The following is a 21,061-nucleotide window of genomic DNA, read 5'->3' on the forward strand; positions in this document are numbered from 1 at the left end:
AAGTATCATGTTGGAATCAATCACACTACTTTTAATTATGTTTTTTGGGTTTGGGTTGGGTATAGCGTTATATGTTCACTCAGTTCAATCTAGCGATAAAGTCCTCAAGCTGGAAGTTAAAATATTTAATTGGCTAGGTCTTGAAGATAAAAAACAAAGTGGCGAGAGCGCAGTTGAAGAGCCTGTTTCGCAAAAGTTAATATACGAGCTAGGTGAAGCGTTAGCTGAATTAAAAACAGCTGAAAGCTACGAGAAAATAAGAAATGAAATTCATCCTAAGGCTATTGAATATTACAAACGTTCGAAAGGTCAAAATATCAAAGTCGCTGATATTGTGGAGCGGCCAAAGCTAAAACTAGTCAAATAAAAAGGCTGCATCAGCAGCCCTTGTTTATCCTGCTTTCTTTTTCTTATTGCTGTAATGACTTTCAATCACAGGCTTTAAATCTTTCAGAAAAAGCTTCCCACAAGCATCAAAGTCAATTTTATCAGTATTAATACTGATCCAATCTAGATAACCAAACATTTGTAATGACTTTATCGACTCCGAAATAAACGCTTCCTCAAATTCCTCCTCAGTTGTGAGCATTTTGAGAGGCTGCTTGCTAATTTCTTGCTTTGAAGGTTCTAGCTTTTCACCTGTAATCAACCAATACGAGAATTCTTTTAGCTCATCCTTCATTACGATTTTTTGAATCACATTCAATAAAGGTTCTCTGCCACCCGCTTCATATTTTCTGTAAGACGGCGTCGGGACGTCAATAAATTCCGAGAATTCAATTTGAGACATCCCCGTATGAAGACGGAGTTTCTTTAGTCTGTCAGAAAAATCATTTGACATGTGGTCTATTCCGATCAATTATCTAAAAGTAATTGAAGTCGATTCACAAAAATCCACTTCGGTCACTTGTTTAATGTTATTCGTTATTAATTCTCAGGTTAGCATAGTAATGACCTAATCGGGAACATTGTTAAATGGAGTTTTTGTATGAATATGTATTTTGCGTTGCTTGCTCGCTACCAATCCCCTGTGGTGAGCCTAAAAGATGTTAGTAAAGAGTTCTTTGGCATCATGCCTAAGACAGCTGAGGCGGATGCTAAAAGCGGAAAGTTGCCTATTCCGACCTTTAAGGCGCGGGATTCGGAGCGTTCACCGACCCTAGTCAATATCAGTGACCTAGCAGAGTACCTAGAAAAGCGCTACGAAGCAGGCCGCAACCAGTGGCAACAAGTAAACGGGTGAAATCATGAATAATACAATAAACAGAAAAGACATCATTGTTTTAGATACAGAAACTACGGGCTTAGGTGATGATGCTGTGGTGTGTGAAATCGCGATAATTGACGGCTTCGGTAATACGTTGCTGAATTCGCTAGTTGACCCGATGGCAGAAATCCCAGACGGGGCAATTGCGATACACGGTATCACAAATGAGATGGTAAAAGGTCAGCCAACTTTTCATGAGATTCTACCCAAAGTTAAAAGCATTATCAGTGGAAGAACTCTGTGCATTTACAATGCCGACTACGATTTGCGCATTATCTCCCAATCTATCAGTTTTGAGCAATTGCTGTGGAATCGAATAGCAGATTCTATCTGCGTGATGAAAGACTATGCCGAATATTACGGCGAAGTTAATTACTACGGTGATTTTAAATGGCAAAAGCTAGTCAATGCGTGTGAGCAACAGGGCATTGATACTTCAAAGTTTAATGCGCACCGCGCGCTTGCTGACTGCCAAATGACACTTGCGCTAATGAATAAATTTATGGTCATTGAGGGGTGAACCATGAGTCATTCAATCGTAGAAATCGACGAGTTAATCACCGAGCCATCACATTGGGACATCCAGTTGATGAAAGTCCGCCAATTGCGCGCTCAAATCCAAAGGCACAAAGCGCAGCACGAAGCCGAGCAGCAACGCATTGAGCAAGAAACCCGCGCCCAACGCAACGGCGAACGCAGCAATCAATTATTGAAATCAGCGCTAGCCATGGCAGCACGCAACCGCATGAGCGCCAGCAAGAGGGTGGTGCTATGAAATCGCTATTAGTTTTAATAAATGAACGAATGGAGCACTACTGGAAGCATATTAATGTATACCAACAGCTAACCCCAGATGAAAAGGAAAAAGCCAAGACAGAAGCGCGGGAGAATCTGGCGGCTGTTGAATTAATGCGCTGTGATATTGCCACTCTTAACGAGTGGGGAGCTGATAAAACTAGCGAGGCGCTGCAAGAGCTGCTTGATGATTTGCTGGAGTGTGAGAATTGCCAAAACAGCGATTTTGTTGGCAGAGAAATGGTTGGTCTGGTATCGCAGCCGAATCAAGAAGTTGTAGAACATTGGCTATGTCGTAGCTGCATTAAATGCTTTGAAGAAAACGGCGCTCCTGGTTCGGTTATTCGTAAAAATGATTGATTCACGTTCACTACCAATTTGCTGGGAGCTTGTCGGCAATAGCGAAAAGATGCAGCCCATTACCATTACTAGGGCTGCTCCGCATTGTTGGGGTAAGTTCGGTTTTGATAAGGTCGCAGAGCAAGTTAAAGAAAAGCTTGCGCTAATACCCACTAACCGCTTACGCCGCATTGCTGCGCATGGGTATGCGAAACGCTTTAACTCAGAGACAGCGAAAAACCCAGAGCGCTCAGCCAATATTTACCTGCGAAAAACCATTGAGCGAGTCACTGAAATTGTTGACCGTTCGCCACTTACTATCCGCGAATTAAACAGCAAAAAAGCCCGTAAAGATAAAGCTAAGCAGATCACCACGATTTGCCAGCAAATGGGTATTGTTGAGTTTGATGAAAGTACGACTCTTGAAGATGCAGAGCAACTGGTTTTTGCCAGCTACATTGCAATGCATGACTTCACGATGTCGCAAGGGGTGACGCCCCCATATCAAGCCACTTTTAACGCCGCCAAGTCAAAAAAGGTAGACGGTACTTGGGAACGTTGCGATACCAATTTGCTAGCAGACCGATTAGAGCGCGGTATACGCCGCATGCAATGTGATAAATGGTGGTTGCGCAAACTAAACCGTTTACGCGACACCACACTTGAGCATTTAAATATCACTATGGGTCTGGTTAAAAAAGGGGTCTCCCCGTATGCCAGCAAAGATGCAGTTCAAGAGTTCCGCCACAGCAAAAAGTCACAACGTGAATGGGTTGAGTCCATGCAGCTTGAAAGCAAGGACGGCGAAACCATCGACCTAAAACACGTTTTTGACCATTCCATTTCTAACCCCGAAATTAGGCGCATTGAAATGATAGTTCGCATTCGTGGCTATAAAGAATGGGCAGAGGAAAAAGGCATGGCGTGCATGTTCTACACCGTTACTGCGCCGTCTAAGTACCACGCCTGTAGCGGCAAATATAACAACGCATCGCCACGCGAAACCCAAGAGTATTTGGTAAAACAATGGTCGAAAGTCCGCGCTGAGTTATCCAAGGCTAAAATTGGGGTGTTTGGTTTGCGTATTGTTGAGCCTCACGCAGATGCAACCCCGCACTGGCACATGGTGTTGTTTATGAAGCCAAATGACGAAGTCACAGTCACAAACACCCTGCGCCGCTATGCCTTGCAACACGATGGCGACGAAGAGGGCGCTGCAGAAAATCGTTTTGATGCCACACCGGAAGACAAAAGCAAAGGCGACGCGGTGTCGTACATCATCAAATACATTTCCAAGAACATAAACGGCGCGCACATGGGCGATATGTTTGATGACGAAACGGGGCTACCTATTGAGTCTGAAAACGGCATTGTGATGAATGTAGCGGCATGGGCTAGCCGTTGGCGTATTCGTCAATTTCAATTTATCGGCGGTGCGCCTGTTGGTATATGGCGCGAGTTTCGCCGTGTGCCTAAAGAGTCAGTCGAAAAATTGTCTGAAATCGCAAAAGAGATATTCGAAGCGGCCGACAATAGCCGCTTTGCTGAGTTTATTGAATTGCTCGGCGGCGCATTGGGTGAGCAATCAAGACCAGTAGAACTAGCCAAGGAGGAGAGTGGTGCAAACGCATACGGAGAGCCAAAACAGCGCACCATAGGTATCGCATCGCGCGGGTTTACCTATGTCACTCGGGTTACTCAGTGGCTTTTAAAGAGGAGCGACAGCGACTCTCCTTGGAGCACTGGAAATAACTGTAATACCCCAGCCAATGATTGGCAGATTGGGCATGGGGAAAAGGTAAACCCCATTCATTTAATACCACCCGAACATCGAAAAGCGGTGATGCGGGGGGCAACTTACCAAGAAGATGATGAAATCAACCAAACCGTAACTCATTACTGGGTTCGCGGCGGGAATCTAATGCAGGAGTCAATGAGTTATGCAACACATAGTTAGGTCTATCAAGGACAAAATTGAAAAGGCGAAAAGTATGCCAGCCTACAAAGCGGGGCGAAAAGCTGAGCTAGCAGAAAAGGCGCTGGATGAAACCGTGCAACTGATATCTGAAATGGTCAGTCGAATAGAAATGCTGGAGGCGACTTATGGCGAAATCGACTAACGAGGAACTAGGCGTAATTGAGTGTGATGGCTGCGGCACGTTCGCCAGTATCAAACGCCGAAAAAACGGCAAAAAACTTTTTTACTTGCACTGTTCCAATTGCGGAATGGACCAAAGAAGCGGGGACTATGTTCAAGCGAAATGGGCGAAAGCGGTAAATAAACAATCCCAGCAACCGCCAGCTTTGCAGAGCGAAAATAGCGAAATGCAAACGCAGGTGGTTTTACACAATCCCGCACCCGATGAATGGGTGCCACAAACAGAGCAAATTAGCGAACTAGGAGCAAATGAACATGCAAAACCAAGCGAATCCACTACCGAGCGATATGCAGAAAACACCGATAGCGACGGCGATGGAGGATTTAACTTTTGGGGATGGCTCGCAATCGGAGCAATCGGAGTTGCAGCAATCGCCACAGGTGGACGAATACAGCCATCTAGATAAGTTCACTGCTGTTCAGGATGAGCAAGTGGGGGAAGTTGCTGAATCGGAAGAAATGACCGAAAGCGATATTAGTGCGCTGGCTGGGTATGGCGTTTCTTCGCTGGCTGACTTTATCGAGTCTACCATTGAAGCGCCAGTAACCATTGATAACGATACTCGCGAAGTGATTGCAGAAAAAGCCGCGCCAGTGGTGCGCAAATACTGCAAGGGCGGGATGCCCTCTTGGATGGTGAAGTGGAAAGAAGAAATTGAACTCGGCCTTGTTCTTGGCACTGCTGCGATTTCGGTCTTTAAGCAAATTAAGGCATACGAAAAAGAGAACACCAAGAGTGAATTAAATAGCGAAAATACGGAGGTTGTTAGTGGCCATTAACTCTAACAATGCTTTAAAAGCAAAGCATGTATGTTATTTGGCAGGAACTGGCGGCGGTAAAACTACCGCCGTTAAGTTGCTGGATATGGTGGGCGACCAATGCGCGATTTTCGATTTATACGGCGATTACAAATACGATGGCCGCAAGAAAGGGCATTTCAATGGTTTGGGTGGCCGTGCGGTGTATCACTACACAAATCGCAAGCAATTTGCTCAGGCGTTTGTGGAAGCGTGGCGTTCGGGTAAAAAGTTTGTTGTGGCGTACAGCCCTGAGTTCCCTAAATCCCTCAAAGGCGAGCAACTGAAAAAAGCCAAGCAAGCCGAGCTCTATTGGTTTGGTCAGCTTATGTGGGAAGCGGCAGACGGCAACCGTGAACTACATGTTGTGATTGAAGAGCTCGCCAAGCTCAGCGACACCGCTGGTAAGGATGACTCCATCATTGGTGAGTTGGCAACGGGTGGGCGAAAATTCGGTGTGATTCTGCACACGGTATTTCAGCGTTCGCAGGAAGTGCCCAAAACCATCTGGAACAATTCGCCACGTAAAGTGCTTGGTGCGCAGGAAGCGCAAGCGGATGCAAAGCGCGTCTCTGTGGAGTTGGATGCGGAATTAACGGACATTTACCTGATAAGTAAACTCAACGCCCTCTACGAAGATGAGCGGCTTTATTATTTGGTAAAAAGTAAGGGGGGAATAGGGAATATTGAGCCAAAAGTAATCCATCTGAAAACAGGCAAAGCTGAAAATTTGACATTTGACCAGCTCCGAGCTGCTTAAAAAACACCCTAAAAGAGCGAAAATTTCGCTCTTTTCGCTATAAGGGGAGCGAAAACCGTTTCCCTCAAGAGCGAAACGCCTGATTTATTACTTAGCGATTTTAAAACCAAACAAGGTAATCGCATGTTAAATAAATCTACTCTGACATCCGTGGGTGTCACCCTCGGCGTTTTAGCCATCCTCAATAACGTTCGTGCGCTTCGTTCAATCAAACGCACAATCGTAGGTTAAGGGGGTGCAATGTTAGAAGTTTCTCCACTAAATAACCTAACTGGTGTTGCTGCTGGCGGCAGTGTTTCGTTAACGCTGCCAGTTGGCCGCACATACGAAAAAATCCATTTTGAATATTCAGGTGTAACACCTGCACAAATCAAAAATCTAAAAGTTGAGCTACAAGGCCGAACGCTAACAGAGTACGCCACGCTGCAAGACCTGCTTGACGAAAATGCATATTTTAAACGTGAGCAGGTTGACGGTATTGCAACGCTGTACTTTGTGCGTCCTGAGATTGAGGGTGTATTAAATCCATCGCTGGTTGAGCAACGCTTTTTTGCGTTGGGTACAACTGGATTATCTATCGCACAAATCAAATTTGATATCGCAACGGATGCAATTGCACCGGTGATTAAAGCATTCGCGGAAAAATCTTCTGGCTCTGCTCCTGGTTGGTTGTTCAAGCGCCGTTCGTTCCGCTACAACTTTGCGGTTGGTATCAATGAAATTGAAAATCTACCGCGCCCATTAGGTGCAAAAATCGCGCTAATTGAAATTAAAAAATCGGGCGTTACATCTGCCGAATTTCTGGTGAACAACGTGAAATGGCGTGACCACATTCCTGCACCACTACACACGCACCACCTAAAGCAGCGCGGCCGTTCACCACGAACCAATACACACGCAATTGACCTGTTTTTGGCAGGGGATGTGTTTAGTGCGCTAGCGCTGGATAACACCATCAATGACATGCGTTTACGTGTTGAAGCGTCTGAAGCGGGTAGCGCTGAAGTGGTCGTGCATTACTTCGATGACTACGCAAAATCAACATTCTAAGGGGGTTGACCAATGCAACCAGAGGGAGCGCCAACAATGGCGGCAACTACAACGGGCGGCGGTTGGTGGGATGGCGCGAACTCATTTTTGGGTAACGCGCTGAAAATTTGGGGTGATGTCGAAAAGGTTAAGGCCATCAAGTCATCAAACGGCATCACCCAAAACGAACACATGAACACCACAGAGCTAGACAATGGCGCGGCGGTACTTGTGGACGCACCAAAAACCCAAACCGCGCAACCTACTGAACCAATGGTGTTTGGTTTACCACAATCAACCGTACTGTACGGATTTGGTGGGTTGTTGGCTGTAGCACTAATTATGAAGGCAATGAAATGAAAGGTAATCCGAAGAACTTAAAGTATTTTGCGTATGGCGTGGCTATCTCGGTCGCGGGTGCAATTTTGGCTGACTATGTACGTGATTGGATGCGCAAACCTGCGGGGCAGTCGTAATGTTTGGCGCAATGCTAGGTGCAGCGGGTGCGATACCCGGTATGACTAATGGGGCTGGGAGTCCCATTAGTTCAGGCGCAACATCTGGCACTGGCGACCAAATGCAGCGAATTGGTTTTCAGGGTGGAAATATCAATTTCGGTGGCGGCACTAACAACCAGTTGTTGATTATTGGTGCTGTGGCGATTGCTGCTTTATTTCTGTTGAAAAAATAGGGGGCGGTATGCGCGTGGCGCACATTAGCGAAATTCATCAAATTAAATCAGCGGCAGCGGCAGACTATGAAACCGTAAAAAATGAAGTGGCGCATGGTTCGGCGGTACTGGTTGAGTTTGAGGGGTGCTATTGCGTGTTGCGTGTAGACCGTGACGGGTTGTGTGTGGTGTGCGCGGCAGGTAAAAACCTGCTGTCGATTGCACCAAAAGTGGTGTCGTTAGCTCGCCGCATTTCAGCCCCCTCCATTGTTTACCACACAAAACGCAAGGCGTTAAAACGTTTGTTGTCGGCCTATCAATTTGTGTACGAGTCGACGGACGAAGACGGCTATGCAATTTATAGGATGACGCTAAATGGGTAGTAAATCCAGAAGTACATCACGCCAAACCACCAATAACACCAGTACGAGTATTGGTGTTCAGGGTGACAATAACGGCTTTATCACAAATGGCAGCGGCAACACGTACAACATGACTGACGGCGGCTTAGTTAGCGCAATTGAGTCACTAGGTGCGGGGTTGGTTGATGCAAATATCGCGGGGTTTGATGCTGCTGGCAATATGACTCGAGACGGATTTGATTTTGCAGGGAATGTAAATCGCGACTCACTAGATTTCGCGGGCGATGCGCTGTCGATGACCCGAAACATTGCGGGTGACAGTATCAACGCACAAAACTCACTAACGCGAGATGCGCTTGCAGAAAATGGCGATTTAGCGCGTGAGATGTTGGGGCTGTCTGCTGGTATCAATAGCGATGTTATTGGTTTTGCTGGTGACACGCTAAATACAACGATTGGTGCGATAGGGGATGCAAACGCACGAATTACTGACGTTGCCAGTTACGCAATGGATAACTCGGCGCAACTCGCTGGCCTATCAATTGATGCCGCCGACAATGCAAATGCACGCATGACAGACGTTGCAGTGTATTCGATGGATAACGCATCAAACTTAGCAAAGGATTTGGGGGCGCAGGTAATTACAGCAACGCAGGACGCATACAAAGACGCCAGCGACCAAACTATTTTGGCGCATAAGCAAGCGCTGCAGTTCGCAGACCACTCCACGCGCTCGGATGGTCAGCAACTCGCAATCAGCACCAACAAAACCATGATGTACGTCATGTTGGGTTTGGGTGGCATGGGTATGGCTGTAGCAATGATGAGGGCTAATTGATGATTTTGAAAAACAAACTAGCCGCAGGTGAGTTGTGGGATGTTAATGTGCCGGGCACCTCGTTTGCTGTAGTAAGGGCGCTAACAGGTGTCTTTGCACGTTTTTTTGATGAGCACGGTAGTGTAAAACTGGAAACTGAGATTTATCAGGGTATGAACCTGAATAGCGTTAAGTTTGCGCGTGTTGCGATATATACAGAGTTTGCAATGGATATCGCAATATGGGTGTCGTGGCACGAGTATCATTTTACGCCCCAGCCCATGCGCTCAAATATGATGACATCACGCCAAATAACACTGATGCCAGGCGTCAATAAACTGCTTGATTATGACCCGCCGCGCCTAAAAACCACAATTACATGTGACCGCGACATGTACATTGGTGGTTCTAATATGACTTCTGGCGCTGGCATTGTGCAAAACGGCAGGTTGTACGAGGCGGGGCGGGATATTGAGATAAATAGCTACGGTGAGCTTTACTATTGGGTCACTGACGAGACGACAACAAAATTCTACGAAAACCAGTTGATGGAACCTGCGCGATACGCATGGCCCAAAAGCCAAATGCCCACGCGCTCAGAAATGGAGGCGGGCGGTGTGCGCTACGTTGATATCGTAATACCGCCCGAACTGGATAATCAGTATTTTTACATTTATGCAAATGCAATCGTTGATGTGCAGCGCCAATACCCCAGTGACCCCTACGATTGGGAAGGGACGCACGAGACCAATCCAGCGCTATTTTGGACAGTCGGAGATGAGCAAAGCGAGCAGCTAGAATTCGGAGGTGGATGGCGTATTGGTTCAGGTGGTCGCAGTTGTGGTGAAATGCGCGCGAGAGTGCGAATGTCGGCAGGTACTCATAGGGTATTCATGGTTGAGAGCTTTGTCGACGGCGATGTGCGAGACCATTACCCACTTGAGTACTACGGCACATCGTTCACTTATTTTTTAGATTTGTACGCAGAAGTGCCTGTGTTGGTATCGGCTGGCATCGCGCAAGTGCTGGAGGAGCGTGTCTGATGAAATTAGACATTACACACATCATCACCGCATTAATTGTATTAGGAATTGGCTATCTCATGACGACAAAAGACACGGTTCGCGGGCTACGTAACAACAACCCGCTAAACATCAAAGAAGAGCAATGGAATGATATTGAGTGGGAGGGCGAGCACGAGCTTGACCTTGACCCCACCTTTGAAGAATTTCAAACGCCACTATATGGACTAAGGGCAGGGGCGCGCATTCTGCGCACCTATGCCAATAAACACGGACGTAAAACCATTGGCCGCATCATTGAACGATGGGCGCCGACCAATGAAAACGACACCGCCAACTACATTAACTTTGTGGTCGATTATACGGGCATTCCTGCAAGCCGACTGCTTACCCGTGATGAATACCCGCATGTAATGGCCGCGATGATACACATGGAGAACGGCGAACAACCGTTCCCACTGGAGACCATCAAGCAGGGGTTTGAATGGGGGTTCTATGGGTAACTTCATTAGCAAAAACCTGAGTCTATTGCTCACTATTGGGGGTGTTTACTACATTTACCAATACATCAATAGCGGCTCAAAATCATTTACCGAACCGCTCGGGAATCTGCTGGCCAAACTGCAATTTCAGGCGAACGGCTCGCATGATATTGAACGAGCATGGGCGGGCTTTTTCCTTGATAAATCAAAACTGGATTTTAGTTACAAGGTCAAAGATGAGCTGTGGCTGGAAGCGGTTATCAAGCTGAACCCTAAAAATCAGGCATTGGTGGACACCATTTTTGATGCTGAAATGAGGCTGCGGCCTGAGTATCAGGTGTTGTTAGATGGTGAGGTCTCACCACAAACAGTAGCAACCGTGCAAGCGAGGTAGGGATGGACATCAGTCAAGACACGATACTCACGATACTGGCGAATGCTATATTTCTGTATGGCGCTGTAACGACCAACAAAACAGATATTCGATGGCTCAAGGAATCGGTCAAAGAAATCAAGGAAAAAATCCAGTAGGGTTTGGGGACATTTTGGGGCTATCCCAGAGAAAAACATACCCCAACATATCCATTGTCAAATTCTAAAACGTAGATATGGCGGGGTATGTGGGGGTATTCACATTGCTTTTTGGGGTTCGACTCCCTCACTACATTACAAATCTTCTTTGTCATGCAATTTGTGCGGGAATAGTTGGGTGTAAACCTGCCACAAAATATTCAGATTGCGATGCCCTGTAACCTGCGCAACCTCTTCTATGCTGTAACCTTTTTCAAACAAACGACTTGCTCCCTCTCTGCGCAAATCGTGATAGCGCAAATCTTCAATACCTAACTCATTACGTACTCGTTGGAATCCCGAGGCAACGCTGCGCGGGTTATACGGGAATATTCTTTCGTCTGTTTTGGGTTGGCGCTTTACAATATCAAATGAGCCACCAAGCAGAGGCACGATCATATGATTACCCTCTTTCTTTCGTGGGTCTTTTCTGTCGCGAACTATGACTGTTTTGTGTTTGGTGTTTAGGTCATCCCACGTGATTTTGCATACCTCACCAATGCGCATGCAGGTCAGTAGACTAAAATCCAAAATATCTAAATAGGGGATGCGGGTTGCGCCGTTCGGACGGTATTCCATGCGCTTTTGTAGACCCAATCGCAATACCTCCAGTTCGTTATCTGTTGGGCGGCGAGTGCGCTTTTGGCTTTTGCCTACTAGACCCATGTCTATCAATGTGGGTACTGCATCTTCAAATATCTGATAGTTTGCTGTGATGTCCCATACCGACATCGCTTTTTTCATGACGCTCCGTAAATACGCAATATCGTGGTAAATAGTTGGCGGGCTGGCTCCCGCATTGCGGCGGTGTCTACAGTGTTCAATTAGATGGCTGGTTCTCAGTTCGTTGCTATCTATCTGTGATAGGTCGCAGTCCATTAGCATTTTAATTACGTAGCGTTTTGTCCTGCCAGTTTTTGACCATAAATCGTGATCCTCGTAGTACAAATTTAGCAGTTCACCGAGAGTAACCGTTTTGTATTTTTTTAAACCGTTAACCTCAATTTGTTCAATGCGCCTCTTACCCCAAGTGCGGGCGTGTTCGATACGGGTGAAAGTTTTAGATTCTCGGTGTATAATTACGCCCGATTTTTTTACGCGCACTAAGGCGCGGTAATTATATTCACCGTTGGATTTTTTGCGCTTCTCAATGGTTAATGATGCCATGTCGTCCTACAAAATTTGGGGCACATGTGGGGCACCATATAACGATATTGAGGGAAATTCAAGGTGATTCGGGGCACTAGAGGTAATATGCATAACCCATATAAATCAGGCTTTGCGCCAATAAACACAGGTAATTCGGCGTTTCGCCGCTTTAGCGTTGCACCTATGCTGGATTGGACTGATCGACATTGCAGAACCTTTCACCGTAAGCTGACTAAACATGCGGTGCTTTATACTGAAATGATCACCACAGGTGCGATTATTTTTGGTAAAGGGGATTATTTGGCATTTGGTGCGCATGAGTTACCAGTGGCGTTGCAGTTGGGTGGCTCTGATCCTAAGGCGCTGGCAGAGTGCGCTAAGCGTGCTGAGGAATATGGCTACAGTGAGGTAAACCTAAATGTGGGTTGCCCGTCAGATCGCGTGCAAAATGGTCGCTTTGGGGCGTGTTTAATGGCTGAGCCTCAGCTCGTTGCTGATTGTGTGGCGGCGATGAAGGCAGAAGTGAATATTCCGGTAACGGTAAAAACGCGCATTGGTATTGATGAACAAGACTCTTATGAGTTTCTTACGGCGTTGATTGAAGCCTCGCAGGCGGTGGGCTGTGATGACTTTATCATTCATGCCCGTAAAGCATGGTTGCAAGGCTTAAGCCCGAAAGAAAACCGTGAGGTTCCACCGCTCGATTATCCTCGCGTTTATCAATTGAAGAAAGACTATCCAGATCTGCATATCAGTATTAATGGTGGTGTTAAAACTCTTGAGGAATGTCAGCATCATTTGGCCCACTTAGATGGGGTAATGGTTGGCCGAGAAGCTTATAGCAACCCGTTTATGTTGTCACAGGTAGATGAGCTATTGTATGGCGAAGCTGCGTTTACGCAAACACGTCATCAAGTCGTAAGAAGCATGTATGGCTACTTTGAAAGTGAAATGTCGAATGGTGCAAACTTTTGGCATATTGCGCGTCACATGTTGGGTATTTTTCAAAATCAGCCTGGTGCGAGAGGATTCCGTCGTCACTTATCTGAAAACGGTCACAAAAAAGAGGCTAGCATAGAGGTGATGGAGAAGGCGCTGTCTTTTGTACCTGAAGTGTAAAATATATTGCTCCAATCCTATGTGTGAAAAAGACGATTTTATCGTCTTTTTCACTATTTAATGTCTCTCAGTAAATCTATTTTTCTTTTTAAAAAACCTTAACTCAATGATTTAATTTTGTTTTTATTTTTGGCACGGCTCTTGGAATAGTCTAATTATATTATAAAAGGAGCCGAACAATGACCATCATCAACAGAATTGAAGACCTTATCAAAGCAGAACTTAACGCGTTACTAGACAAAGCGGAAGACCCACAAAAAATGGCAACTCAGTTAGTGCGTGATTTAGAAGAAGCGCTATCTGATTGTCGTGCAACGGCAGCTGAGCTTATTTGCCAACAAAAAGTAGCGCAGCGTCAAGCTGAGCAAGCAAACAAAGCTGCGACAACGTGGCAAAGCAAAGCCGAACATGCTCTTGAAAAAGGTCGTGAAGATCTTGCCCGCTCAGCCCTTGAGCAAAAGCAGCGAGAAACCGAAAAAGCACAAGAAGCACAGCAAAAAATTGATGATCTAACGCCTGCACTTGAAAAACTCAGCACAGATGCGGACAAGTTGCAAAGCAAAATTCAGCAATTAAAGGCAAAAGAAAAGGCCATGTTGCGCCGCTTGGAAACTGGTAAGGCAAGGTTAACCATCAAACAAACGCTGAATAGTGACGACATGCACTCTGCAACGCGCAAGTTCGACGAGTTAGAGCGTAAGGTGTCGCGCCTTGAAGCTGAAGTCGAATCCTATGACTTAGGGCAGCCTGATGTATGGCAGCGCTTTGAAGATGAGCAAAAGCAACAACAAATCGACGATGAATTAGCCCAACTGAAGCAAAAAATGGCGAGCTAGGCTCGCCTCCTACACCAACTGAGCAATCAAAGCGAAAGGGGATAAAGATGAAAAATAGATATCAATCAACACTGTCTCAAATGAATAGTTCAAAGAAAATTGGTGGCGTATGTGCGCAACTAGCACAACGTTTTGATATGCCAATTTGGTTAACGCGTTTACTAACGGTATTGCTGTTTTTTAAGTTTCCAATATTTGTAATGCTAGCGTATGGCGTCGCTTGGTTTGCAATGCCAAAAGCGCAATACGAAAACTAAGTAACGGCGACGAGGTAGGCACTATGAAAGTCGTGGCCGGTATATTATTAGCGCTGGTATTTTTATTGGCGCTATCTTGGGTGTCGCTGCCACTAATATGGTTAGACATCAGCGATCTGCAACTCGATATGGGATTTGACCTAGGTTGGTTTGGCTTTGAAATACTCACGTTGCTATTTGCAATTGTAGCGCTGGTGGTGCTAGGAGCACTCTTGAGCGCAGGTGTTTTAGGGTTGCTCCTTATTGTGTTCATTGGGCTAGTAATGACATTGCTATTTAATTCGCTGATAGTGCTATTTCCACTCATCTGTATTATTGCAATTGTGTGGTTAGTGGTAGACAAATCTGCTCAGGCAAAAGCTTGAGTAGTGGTTTTTGTTGGTGATAGGAGATAAAAAACACGCTAAATTGGGATCTGTGATATAGTTATTTGCAGTTATAAATCCAAGGAAAGCCAACATGAAATCAAGTGTAATCAAAACCTTAATTTTTGCTTTATCAACTTTTATCGGCTTTAACGCTTCAGCTCATCAAGGGCATGAGCATGGTGAACATCATCATGGTTCGGAGCAACTTTCTGTTCACAACGCAACCGTGCGTGCATTTTTACCGGCAGCACCTTCAACTGCAGGTTATCTCGTTATTGAAAATCCAACACAGCAAAATAAAGTGTTGGTTAAGGCTGCGCTCGAGGGTGTTAAGCGTGTTGAAATTCACGAGCATGTACATAAAGAAGACATGATGAAAATGCAACGCGTTGACGAGCTTGTTATTCCAGCGGGGAAATCAGTGACATTTCAGCCTGGTGGTTATCACTTAATGGTGTTTGAACCAATAGAAACATTAAAAGTCGGTGAGCAGCGTAAGCTTACGCTATATTTTGCTGATGGCGATAGGATCTTCACAATGGCTGAAGTCGTCGCACTTGCAGATATGTTTGGTGGCAAAGAAAAATCAAACGCAGGACATCACTCTCATCACTAAAAACAGTGAGGTATTAAATGGGAAATCATACGGGAAAAATCATCTCTGGCATTATCGCTGTCATACTTCTGGGTTATGTTATAGCCGTATATTGGAGTGTGGAACCAGAACAGTTTGACGTCGTCGCAGTTGCAAAAGCGGATGCGCAGAAAAATGGCAATACTTTGGTCACTGGATATGTAACGACACATACCTTGATTAAAGTGACGGATACATTGCTGAATAAGCCGGGCGGTTATTTGTCGAATGACATGATGCCACCAAGCGTAATGATGGATAACATGCCTGCTTGGGAGTACGGTGTGCTTGAGATGACACGAGATCTCACGCTTTCGATGCGTAAAGATTTTAGTCGTTCACAATCTCAATCGACAGAGCACCCGAGTTTAAAGCTAGCTCAGCCACAGTTTAATATCAGTTCAACAGCGTGGATGTGGCCAAGTGCTGAGGGTGAGTATCAAAAAGGTAATGATTTACTACGTCAGTATTTGACTCAAATTTCTGATAATAGTAACCGCGATAGCCAGTTTTATGCGCGTGCTGATAACTTGAGAGCTTGGTTAAAAGAGGCCGAAAAGCGCATGGGCAGCTTAAGCCAAAGATTAAGTGCGAGCGTAGGGCAAGACAGATTAAATACCGATTTAGCTGGGGATTCGGCAGCTGATCAAGCAACCATGACGCCAAGCCATAATATGGTGAAAACCTCTTGGTGGCAGATTGATGATGTATTTTATGAAGCCAGAGGCGCCACATGGGCGTTACTGCACTATATGAAAGCGGTAGAGCATGACTTTAGACCTGTGCTTGAAAAGAAAAATGCACTTGTCAGCCTACAGCAGATCATCAGAGAGTTAGAGGCGACTCAAGAGACGGTGTGGAGCCCTATGGTGTTAAACGGCAGTGGCTTTGGCTTGGTAGCGAACCATTCTCTGGTTATGGCAAATTATATTTCGCGAGCCAATGCGGCTCTCATCGAACTTAGTGAACTTTTAGCGCAAGGATAACATCATGAAAAAACACTTTTTAGCAACGGCATTATCTCTCGCTTGCTTAGCACCTGCTGCACACGCAGACACGGTACTCGGGCTTTATGTCGGTGCAGAAGGGTGGGATACCGAAACCGAAGGTAGCTTTGCTGAAAAAGGCAATATGCAAACCTTTAACTTTGACGATGAAACTTTTACGAGTTTCTATGCTGCACTTGAGCACCCAGTACCGCTGGTACCAAATATCAAGTTACGCTATACCGAGCTTGAGCTAAATGGTCAAACGACGTTAACAGAGTCTTTTGACTTTGGCGGCCAAGTTTATACGGTAGGTACTGATGCGACAACAAACGCAGATCTAAACCACATCGACTACACATTGTATTACGAAGTGCTAGACAATGACTTGTTGACGTTAGACTTTGGTGTGAACTTTAAGCAGTTTGACGGTTCTATCATGGTAACTGGTACTGCAAATGGTCAAACACGCACAGAAGAAGTTGAATTCTCAGGCTTTGTTCCTCTCGGTTATTTGCGCGGTGAAGTGGGTTTACCACTTACAGGGCTAAGTGTTTTTGCCGAAGGCAGCATGCTTGCAATTGATGACAGCAAAATCCAAGATTATCAAATTGGTATCGCTTATGAGTTTATCGACAATATGGCTGTTGATGTTGCGGTAAAAGTGGGTTACCGCTCTATGGTACTTGAGCTAGATGATATCGATGATATCTACACAGACCTGGATGTCTCTGGTCCATTTGCAGGGATCCAACTACACTTCTAAGATAGTGTAGTTTACTCCTTTAGCGGCTTGGTACGAGTGATCGACCAAGCTGTTTTTGTTTGGTAAATAGAATAGTTTCTTTATCTCTCTTCCCACTCGAGAGAAAATTCGCTTTCAAAGGCCTTTTCTACAAGTTGTTTGTATTGTTTATTTATCGGGCTTTGAAGTAATTTTTTTAGCTCGTCTCCGGTTTGCGTCAGCTTGTAATAGCTTAGCACCAAGTCATTGGATTTGGCCGTTAAGGTCATTTTTTTACGTAAATACACCAGCTGCATTGACTGTCCTTTTTGTAGTGAAGCGGACTCAATTTCTTGCCGGTAAAGGATATTAATGTCCATCAGCGTAAGTATATTCGGGAAGTTCAGCCCTGCTTGGCTTAAATTGATGGATTCAGTGCTGCCTTTACGTAGCAAATCAAAAATAGACGGCTTTTTATAGTAGCCATGAAGAATAAGGTAGCTGTCTTCTTTTTCTAAGTAGCCGCACAGCGGAGCGCATCTTTGTAACGCAGTTGCTTCACGTTGGGTCATCATCTTTAGGGTTTGCAGACTTTTAATTGAAAAAGTGCCAGGCGTAATGCTTTCACCTACTAATATCTTTGCCCACAATTTTTGCATGGAGTGATTGGCAATGTCTTCTGCAAGGGTGATGAAGTGCTCCAACCAATCGGGGTCTGGGCGACCTCGGGCGGTAACCTCGGGGCACAATGTAAGCGCCATGCCCATAATGGCCTCAAGATTTTGCTGGCGCTGGATTTTGATTAGTTGTTGGCGCTTGAGGGCGCGTTTTAGTGTGCCATGTTGAGTTCGCACCGTGTATTGGTTGTCTTTATTCTTATCAGACTGATAACGGTCATTTTGAGTGACAAGTGGTGTGATCCGTTTCACCATAGGGTAGCCGAGCTTTTCTTCAATCGAAAGCGCTAAGGCTGATTTTACTTGTGCATTTTTGACTGCCATATCAAGCTCGTAGTTTATATCGTGTGTGCATATGATTTACCGCGGAGTTAGTGAGTTGCTGTAAATACTGCTGCATAAAAAGTGCGATGAAACTGCCAATAAAGGGCGTATTGGCTCTTCCTTCAATTGTGATGGTCAGTTGTTTATCGGCTTGAATGGTAAATAAATTAAGGCTAATTTTGGCTAAATGTTCATCGTCTAAATGTAATGACAGCTCTAAACTCTGTTCGTCGATTTTGGTGATGGTTATTTCTGCTTCTCCCCAAGGATGCACTAACACTGCTGAGGCTCCTACTCGCTGTCTTTTTGGCAGTATGCGAAAGTGGATGTCTTCAGTTGTTTGCCAATTAAATAATGTCGGCCAATGGGATAACACTAATGGGGAAAGTGTTGTGTTATTTGCAGAAATATCGGTGCTTTTTACCACTTTATAATGGTGTGGCATCGCTAAACCAGCAATCACGATAACAAGTGCTAAAATCATCAGCATTCTAATAGGAGTAGATAAACGTTTGATACAGAATCCTCTTTGGTAAAAAGTATGCTAAATCATCTCTTTTGTTCTATGCTCGACTATAATATTTCATGTATGTTAATCAAACAGAACTGTAATAGTAAAAATGTACCATATTTTGTAAGATGGTAAACACTGGAGTGAATCAGTGCCTATAATTAAAGAGTAGTGCGGATTTAAAGGGTAAAACATGGCACCTGAGCAAGAAGATTATTTGTTTGCAGAGCACGAAGAAGTTACTCAAGAAGAAGAAACGACAAGTGCTTTTTGGGATGTCTTAGTCGTTGATGATGATCCAGAGATCCATTCTGTTACTAAACTTGCGCTGTCTAATTTAGAGTTTTGGGGTAAAAAGCTCAGGTTTTTTCACGCCTATTCTGGAAAAGAAGCCATTGAGATTTTAAAAGAACAAAATAATATCAGCATCCTATTACTTGATGTGGTGATGGAAACCGATGACGCAGGTCTTAATGTCGTTCGTCGAGTGCGCGAAGAAATAAAAAATATGGCAGTACGTATTATTATGCGCACAGGACAACCGGGTTATGCACCGGAAGAAAAGGTCATTCGTGAGTTCGACATTAACGATTATAAAATGAAGACAGAGCTTACCCGCAGCAAACTGGTTACCTCGTTGCTTACCGCTATCCGTTCTTATCAACAAATTTGTGAGCTCGAAGCGCAAAGCCACGCACTAGAGCAGATCCTTTCAGCTTCTCGTGCCATACTCGGACATACCGATATGGGCTCCTTTGCAGCGGCAGTTGTCGCTCAATTGGCAAATATTTTAGATGCGTCAGGCGAAGGCTTAGTGAGTGGCTACCTAGATGATGATATGCATTTAAGGGTGTTTGGCGGTAGTGAGCAGTACCGTGAATTTTTTGGTCATGGTATAGAGCAGCTTGATAATGGTCGTGTCATCATGCAAGTGCAAAACTGTATTGATACCGAATCCCACCAATCTACCGCGCATGACATTACCTTCTTACTTGAAAGCAAAAACAAAAAGGCAGCCATTTATTTAGAGCTAGAGGGCGAGCCGTCGGAAGCGCAATTGAAGTTTGCTGAAATATTTCTGACTAACGTTGGTGTTGGTCTTGATAATATCAAGCTATTCAATGAGTTGCGTGAGGTTGCTTACAAGGATAATCTAACCAAACTTCCCAATCGCGCTAACTTTATTGAGAAAATAGAGTCTTACTTTAACCAGCAGCAATCTCTCGTTTTTATTCTTGTTGATATTGCCCAATTTTCTGACATCAATAACGGTTTAGGCCAAGAAGTTGGAAACTTGTTGTTATTAGGGGTTGCCGAGCGAATTAGTATTGAGTTTCCAGAGGCCCAGTTAATTTCACGTATTGGTGCAGATGTGTTTGGCTTTTTAATGCCTGAGTCGCAGTTTGATGAAGAGTCTTTTATTGATAACTTGTGTGTTCCTTACCATGTTGGGGAGCATTTGTTGACCATGCACTTTCATATTGGAGTGTGTCGTCAAGAAGACTTCCAACCGCAAGGTATAGAAACCTTAAAACTCGCGTATATTGCACTTAACCAAGCAAAGCAGTCGAGTATTCCACTAGATTGGTATACCCCAGACTTAGAAGAAAAAATGGCTTGGAAGCTGGGATTAATAAGACAGCTCAGGCAAGATTTTGAGATGAAAAAACTAGAGGTCTGGTATCAGCCTCAGTTTTCCATTGTTGATCGCAAGGTGATTGGCTGTGAGGCTTTATTACGTTGGCCTTCTGGAAATGGGAATTATATTTCCCCTGCGATTTTTGTTCCGCTTGCGGAAAATGCAGGGCTTATTGTCGAAATTGGCCAATGGGTATTAGAACAAGCCTGTCAGTTGCAGGCAACTTTGCAGCAACAGGGATTCGGTGAGCTTAGCATTGCTGTTAACGTCTCTGTGCCGCAGTTTAAGGTGCCAAACTATGCACAGCAGGTTAAGGACACTATCTTGTCATTTGATGTAGAGCCTAAACATATAGAGCTCGAAGTGACAGAAAGTGTAGTCATGGACGAAGTAAACTCGGTGATCAATACACTTCAAGAACTCCAGGAATTTGGTGTTGAGGTGGCCATTGATGACTTTGGTACTGGATTTTCTTCTTTGAGCTATTTGCAAAAACTACCTTTAGCACGGCTTAAAATCGACCGTGCTTTTGTCAAAGATATCCCTCATGATGACAGCGGTGCAATTGCCGATCTTGTCATTTCTTTAGGTCAGCATCTCGGCCTAAAAACAATTGCGGAAGGCGTTGAGACAGAAGAGCAAATGACGGTGTTACAAAAGCTCGGCTGTGATGAAGTACAGGGTTTTTTACTCGCAAAGCCTATGCCTGAAAAGGAGTTACTTGAGTTTTTAGATAATCAGAACAGTGTATAGTAGTGACCTAAGACA

The 21,061-nt window shown here is 44.9% G+C and carries 29 protein-coding genes; 25 read left to right on the forward strand and 4 right to left on the reverse strand.

All coding sequences use genetic code 11. The annotated features are described in order from the left end of the window. Nucleotides 1-7 precede the first annotated feature (7 nt). Nucleotides 8-367 (forward strand): hypothetical protein, encoded by a 360-nt coding sequence (locus L1271_RS03240; protein WP_235366728.1) that lies wholly within the window; start codon nucleotides 8-10, stop codon nucleotides 365-367. 24 nt (nucleotides 368-391) lie between these two features. Here the strand turns inward: L1271_RS03240 and L1271_RS03245 are convergent, their stop codons facing one another. Further along, nucleotides 392-841 (reverse strand): helix-turn-helix domain-containing protein, encoded by a 450-nt coding sequence (locus tag L1271_RS03245; RefSeq protein WP_235366729.1) that lies wholly within the window; start codon nucleotides 839-841, stop codon nucleotides 392-394. 147 nt (nucleotides 842-988) lie between these two features. Here L1271_RS03245 and L1271_RS03250 point away from each other — a divergent pair, with 147 nt between their 5' ends. The 16 genes from L1271_RS03250 to L1271_RS03320 all read left to right on the forward strand — a co-directional run bounded on the left by L1271_RS03250 (nucleotide 989) and on the right by L1271_RS03320 (nucleotide 10,893). Further along, nucleotides 989-1,243 carry a pyocin activator PrtN family protein gene (locus L1271_RS03250; protein WP_235366730.1) on the forward strand — a complete coding sequence of 85 codons (255 nt, stop codon included), beginning with the start codon at nucleotides 989-991 and terminating at the stop codon, nucleotides 1,241-1,243. A 4-nt stretch (nucleotides 1,244-1,247) separates the two neighbouring features. After that, nucleotides 1,248-1,787: a 3'-5' exonuclease gene (locus L1271_RS03255; RefSeq protein WP_235366731.1), complete on the forward strand. Its 540-nt coding sequence runs from the start codon at nucleotides 1,248-1,250 to the stop codon at nucleotides 1,785-1,787. Between the two features lie 3 nt (nucleotides 1,788-1,790). Continuing rightward, on the forward strand, nucleotides 1,791-2,042 hold the full coding sequence (locus L1271_RS03260) for a hypothetical protein (protein WP_235366732.1): 252 nt from the start codon (nucleotides 1,791-1,793) through the stop codon (nucleotides 2,040-2,042). After that, a complete protein-coding gene (locus tag L1271_RS03265) occupies nucleotides 2,039-2,422 on the forward strand; it encodes a hypothetical protein (RefSeq protein WP_235366733.1) in 384 nt (127 codons plus the stop codon). The genes L1271_RS03260 and L1271_RS03265 overlap by 4 nt, the downstream gene beginning before the upstream one ends. Next, nucleotides 2,415-4,358: a replication endonuclease gene (locus L1271_RS03270; protein WP_235366734.1), complete on the forward strand. Its 1,944-nt coding sequence runs from the start codon at nucleotides 2,415-2,417 to the stop codon at nucleotides 4,356-4,358. The genes L1271_RS03265 and L1271_RS03270 overlap by 8 nt, the downstream gene beginning before the upstream one ends. Before the next feature lie 34 nt (nucleotides 4,359-4,392). Further along, nucleotides 4,393-4,521 (forward strand): hypothetical protein, encoded by a 129-nt coding sequence (locus L1271_RS24680; RefSeq protein WP_268831250.1) that lies wholly within the window; start codon nucleotides 4,393-4,395, stop codon nucleotides 4,519-4,521. 287 nt (nucleotides 4,522-4,808) lie between these two features. Then, on the forward strand, nucleotides 4,809-5,339 hold the full coding sequence (locus L1271_RS03275) for a hypothetical protein (protein ID WP_235366735.1): 531 nt from the start codon (nucleotides 4,809-4,811) through the stop codon (nucleotides 5,337-5,339). Continuing rightward, on the forward strand, nucleotides 5,329-6,117 hold the full coding sequence (locus tag L1271_RS03280; protein WP_235366736.1) for an ATP-binding protein: 789 nt from the start codon (nucleotides 5,329-5,331) through the stop codon (nucleotides 6,115-6,117). The genes L1271_RS03275 and L1271_RS03280 overlap by 11 nt, the downstream gene beginning before the upstream one ends. A gap of 240 nt (nucleotides 6,118-6,357) precedes the next feature. Continuing rightward, entirely contained in the window at nucleotides 6,358-7,167 is an 810-nt protein-coding gene (locus L1271_RS03285; protein WP_235366737.1) for a major capsid protein P2, read from the forward strand. A gap of 12 nt (nucleotides 7,168-7,179) precedes the next feature. After that, entirely contained in the window at nucleotides 7,180-7,506 is a 327-nt protein-coding gene (locus tag L1271_RS03290; protein ID WP_235366738.1) for a hypothetical protein, read from the forward strand. Between the two features lie 115 nt (nucleotides 7,507-7,621). Beyond that, nucleotides 7,622-7,837, forward strand: coding sequence for a hypothetical protein (locus L1271_RS03295; RefSeq protein ID WP_235366739.1), 216 nt, complete (start codon nucleotides 7,622-7,624; stop codon nucleotides 7,835-7,837). A gap of 8 nt (nucleotides 7,838-7,845) precedes the next feature. Beyond that, complete coding sequence (locus L1271_RS03300; RefSeq protein ID WP_235366740.1) at nucleotides 7,846-8,199, forward strand: hypothetical protein; 354 nt, start codon at nucleotides 7,846-7,848, stop codon at nucleotides 8,197-8,199. After that, complete coding sequence (locus L1271_RS03305) at nucleotides 8,192-9,016, forward strand: hypothetical protein (protein ID WP_235366741.1); 825 nt, start codon at nucleotides 8,192-8,194, stop codon at nucleotides 9,014-9,016. Before L1271_RS03300 ends, L1271_RS03305 begins: the two co-directional genes overlap by 8 nt. After that, complete coding sequence (locus L1271_RS03310; RefSeq protein WP_235366742.1) at nucleotides 9,016-10,038, forward strand: hypothetical protein; 1,023 nt, start codon at nucleotides 9,016-9,018, stop codon at nucleotides 10,036-10,038. Before L1271_RS03305 ends, L1271_RS03310 begins: the two co-directional genes overlap by 1 nt. Further along, the gene (locus L1271_RS03315; RefSeq protein WP_235366743.1) at nucleotides 10,038-10,520 is read left to right on the forward strand and encodes a virion protein; all 483 of its coding nucleotides are present in this window, start codon (nucleotides 10,038-10,040) and stop codon (nucleotides 10,518-10,520) included. Before L1271_RS03310 ends, L1271_RS03315 begins: the two co-directional genes overlap by 1 nt. Then, nucleotides 10,513-10,893, forward strand: a complete 381-nt coding sequence (locus L1271_RS03320; RefSeq protein WP_174168657.1) for a hypothetical protein — start codon at nucleotides 10,513-10,515, stop codon at nucleotides 10,891-10,893. Before L1271_RS03315 ends, L1271_RS03320 begins: the two co-directional genes overlap by 8 nt. Before the next feature lie 272 nt (nucleotides 10,894-11,165). On the opposite strand, the gene L1271_RS03325 is transcribed toward L1271_RS03320, so the two are convergent. After that, a complete protein-coding gene (locus L1271_RS03325; RefSeq protein ID WP_235366744.1) occupies nucleotides 11,166-12,236 on the reverse strand; it encodes a tyrosine-type recombinase/integrase in 1,071 nt (356 codons plus the stop codon). A gap of 87 nt (nucleotides 12,237-12,323) precedes the next feature. Here L1271_RS03325 and dusA point away from each other — a divergent pair, with 87 nt between their 5' ends. The 7 genes from dusA (at nucleotide 12,324) to L1271_RS03360 (ending at nucleotide 17,184) form a co-directional block, all read left to right on the forward strand. Further along, on the forward strand, nucleotides 12,324-13,337 hold the full coding sequence (gene dusA / locus L1271_RS03330; RefSeq protein ID WP_235366745.1) for a tRNA dihydrouridine(20/20a) synthase DusA: 1,014 nt from the start codon (nucleotides 12,324-12,326) through the stop codon (nucleotides 13,335-13,337). Between the two features lie 179 nt (nucleotides 13,338-13,516). Continuing rightward, entirely contained in the window at nucleotides 13,517-14,173 is a 657-nt protein-coding gene (locus tag L1271_RS03335; protein ID WP_235366746.1) for a PspA/IM30 family protein, read from the forward strand. A 47-nt stretch (nucleotides 14,174-14,220) separates the two neighbouring features. Then, nucleotides 14,221-14,430, forward strand: a complete 210-nt coding sequence (locus L1271_RS03340; protein ID WP_010605902.1) for a PspC domain-containing protein — start codon at nucleotides 14,221-14,223, stop codon at nucleotides 14,428-14,430. Nucleotides 14,431-14,453: 23 nt separating this feature from the next. After that, on the forward strand, nucleotides 14,454-14,795 hold the full coding sequence (locus L1271_RS03345) for a hypothetical protein (protein ID WP_010605901.1): 342 nt from the start codon (nucleotides 14,454-14,456) through the stop codon (nucleotides 14,793-14,795). Nucleotides 14,796-14,889: 94 nt separating this feature from the next. Next, nucleotides 14,890-15,414: a copper chaperone PCu(A)C gene (locus L1271_RS03350; protein ID WP_010605900.1), complete on the forward strand. Its 525-nt coding sequence runs from the start codon at nucleotides 14,890-14,892 to the stop codon at nucleotides 15,412-15,414. Between the two features lie 17 nt (nucleotides 15,415-15,431). Then, nucleotides 15,432-16,418: a DUF2333 family protein gene (locus tag L1271_RS03355; protein ID WP_010605899.1), complete on the forward strand. Its 987-nt coding sequence runs from the start codon at nucleotides 15,432-15,434 to the stop codon at nucleotides 16,416-16,418. 4 nt (nucleotides 16,419-16,422) lie between these two features. Continuing rightward, nucleotides 16,423-17,184 carry a TIGR04219 family outer membrane beta-barrel protein gene (locus L1271_RS03360; RefSeq protein WP_235366747.1) on the forward strand — a complete coding sequence of 254 codons (762 nt, stop codon included), beginning with the start codon at nucleotides 16,423-16,425 and terminating at the stop codon, nucleotides 17,182-17,184. An 80-nt stretch (nucleotides 17,185-17,264) separates the two neighbouring features. Here L1271_RS03360 and L1271_RS03365 read toward each other — a convergent pair whose 3' ends face one another. Together L1271_RS03365 and L1271_RS03370 are read right to left on the reverse strand one after the other, a co-directional pair. Further along, nucleotides 17,265-18,143, reverse strand: a complete 879-nt coding sequence (locus L1271_RS03365; protein ID WP_010376727.1) for a TIGR03899 family protein — start codon at nucleotides 18,141-18,143, stop codon at nucleotides 17,265-17,267. A 1-nt stretch (nucleotide 18,144) separates the two neighbouring features. Beyond that, nucleotides 18,145-18,627, reverse strand: coding sequence for a hypothetical protein (locus L1271_RS03370; protein WP_010605898.1), 483 nt, complete (start codon nucleotides 18,625-18,627; stop codon nucleotides 18,145-18,147). A gap of 220 nt (nucleotides 18,628-18,847) precedes the next feature. Here L1271_RS03370 and L1271_RS03375 point away from each other — a divergent pair, with 220 nt between their 5' ends. Next, on the forward strand, nucleotides 18,848-21,046 hold the full coding sequence (locus tag L1271_RS03375; RefSeq protein ID WP_010605897.1) for a bifunctional diguanylate cyclase/phosphodiesterase: 2,199 nt from the start codon (nucleotides 18,848-18,850) through the stop codon (nucleotides 21,044-21,046). The last annotated feature ends 15 nt before the right edge of the window (nucleotides 21,047-21,061 follow it).

Source organism: Pseudoalteromonas sp. OF5H-5, assembly GCF_021530695.1.
Classification (GTDB): domain Bacteria; phylum Pseudomonadota; class Gammaproteobacteria; order Enterobacterales; family Alteromonadaceae; genus Pseudoalteromonas.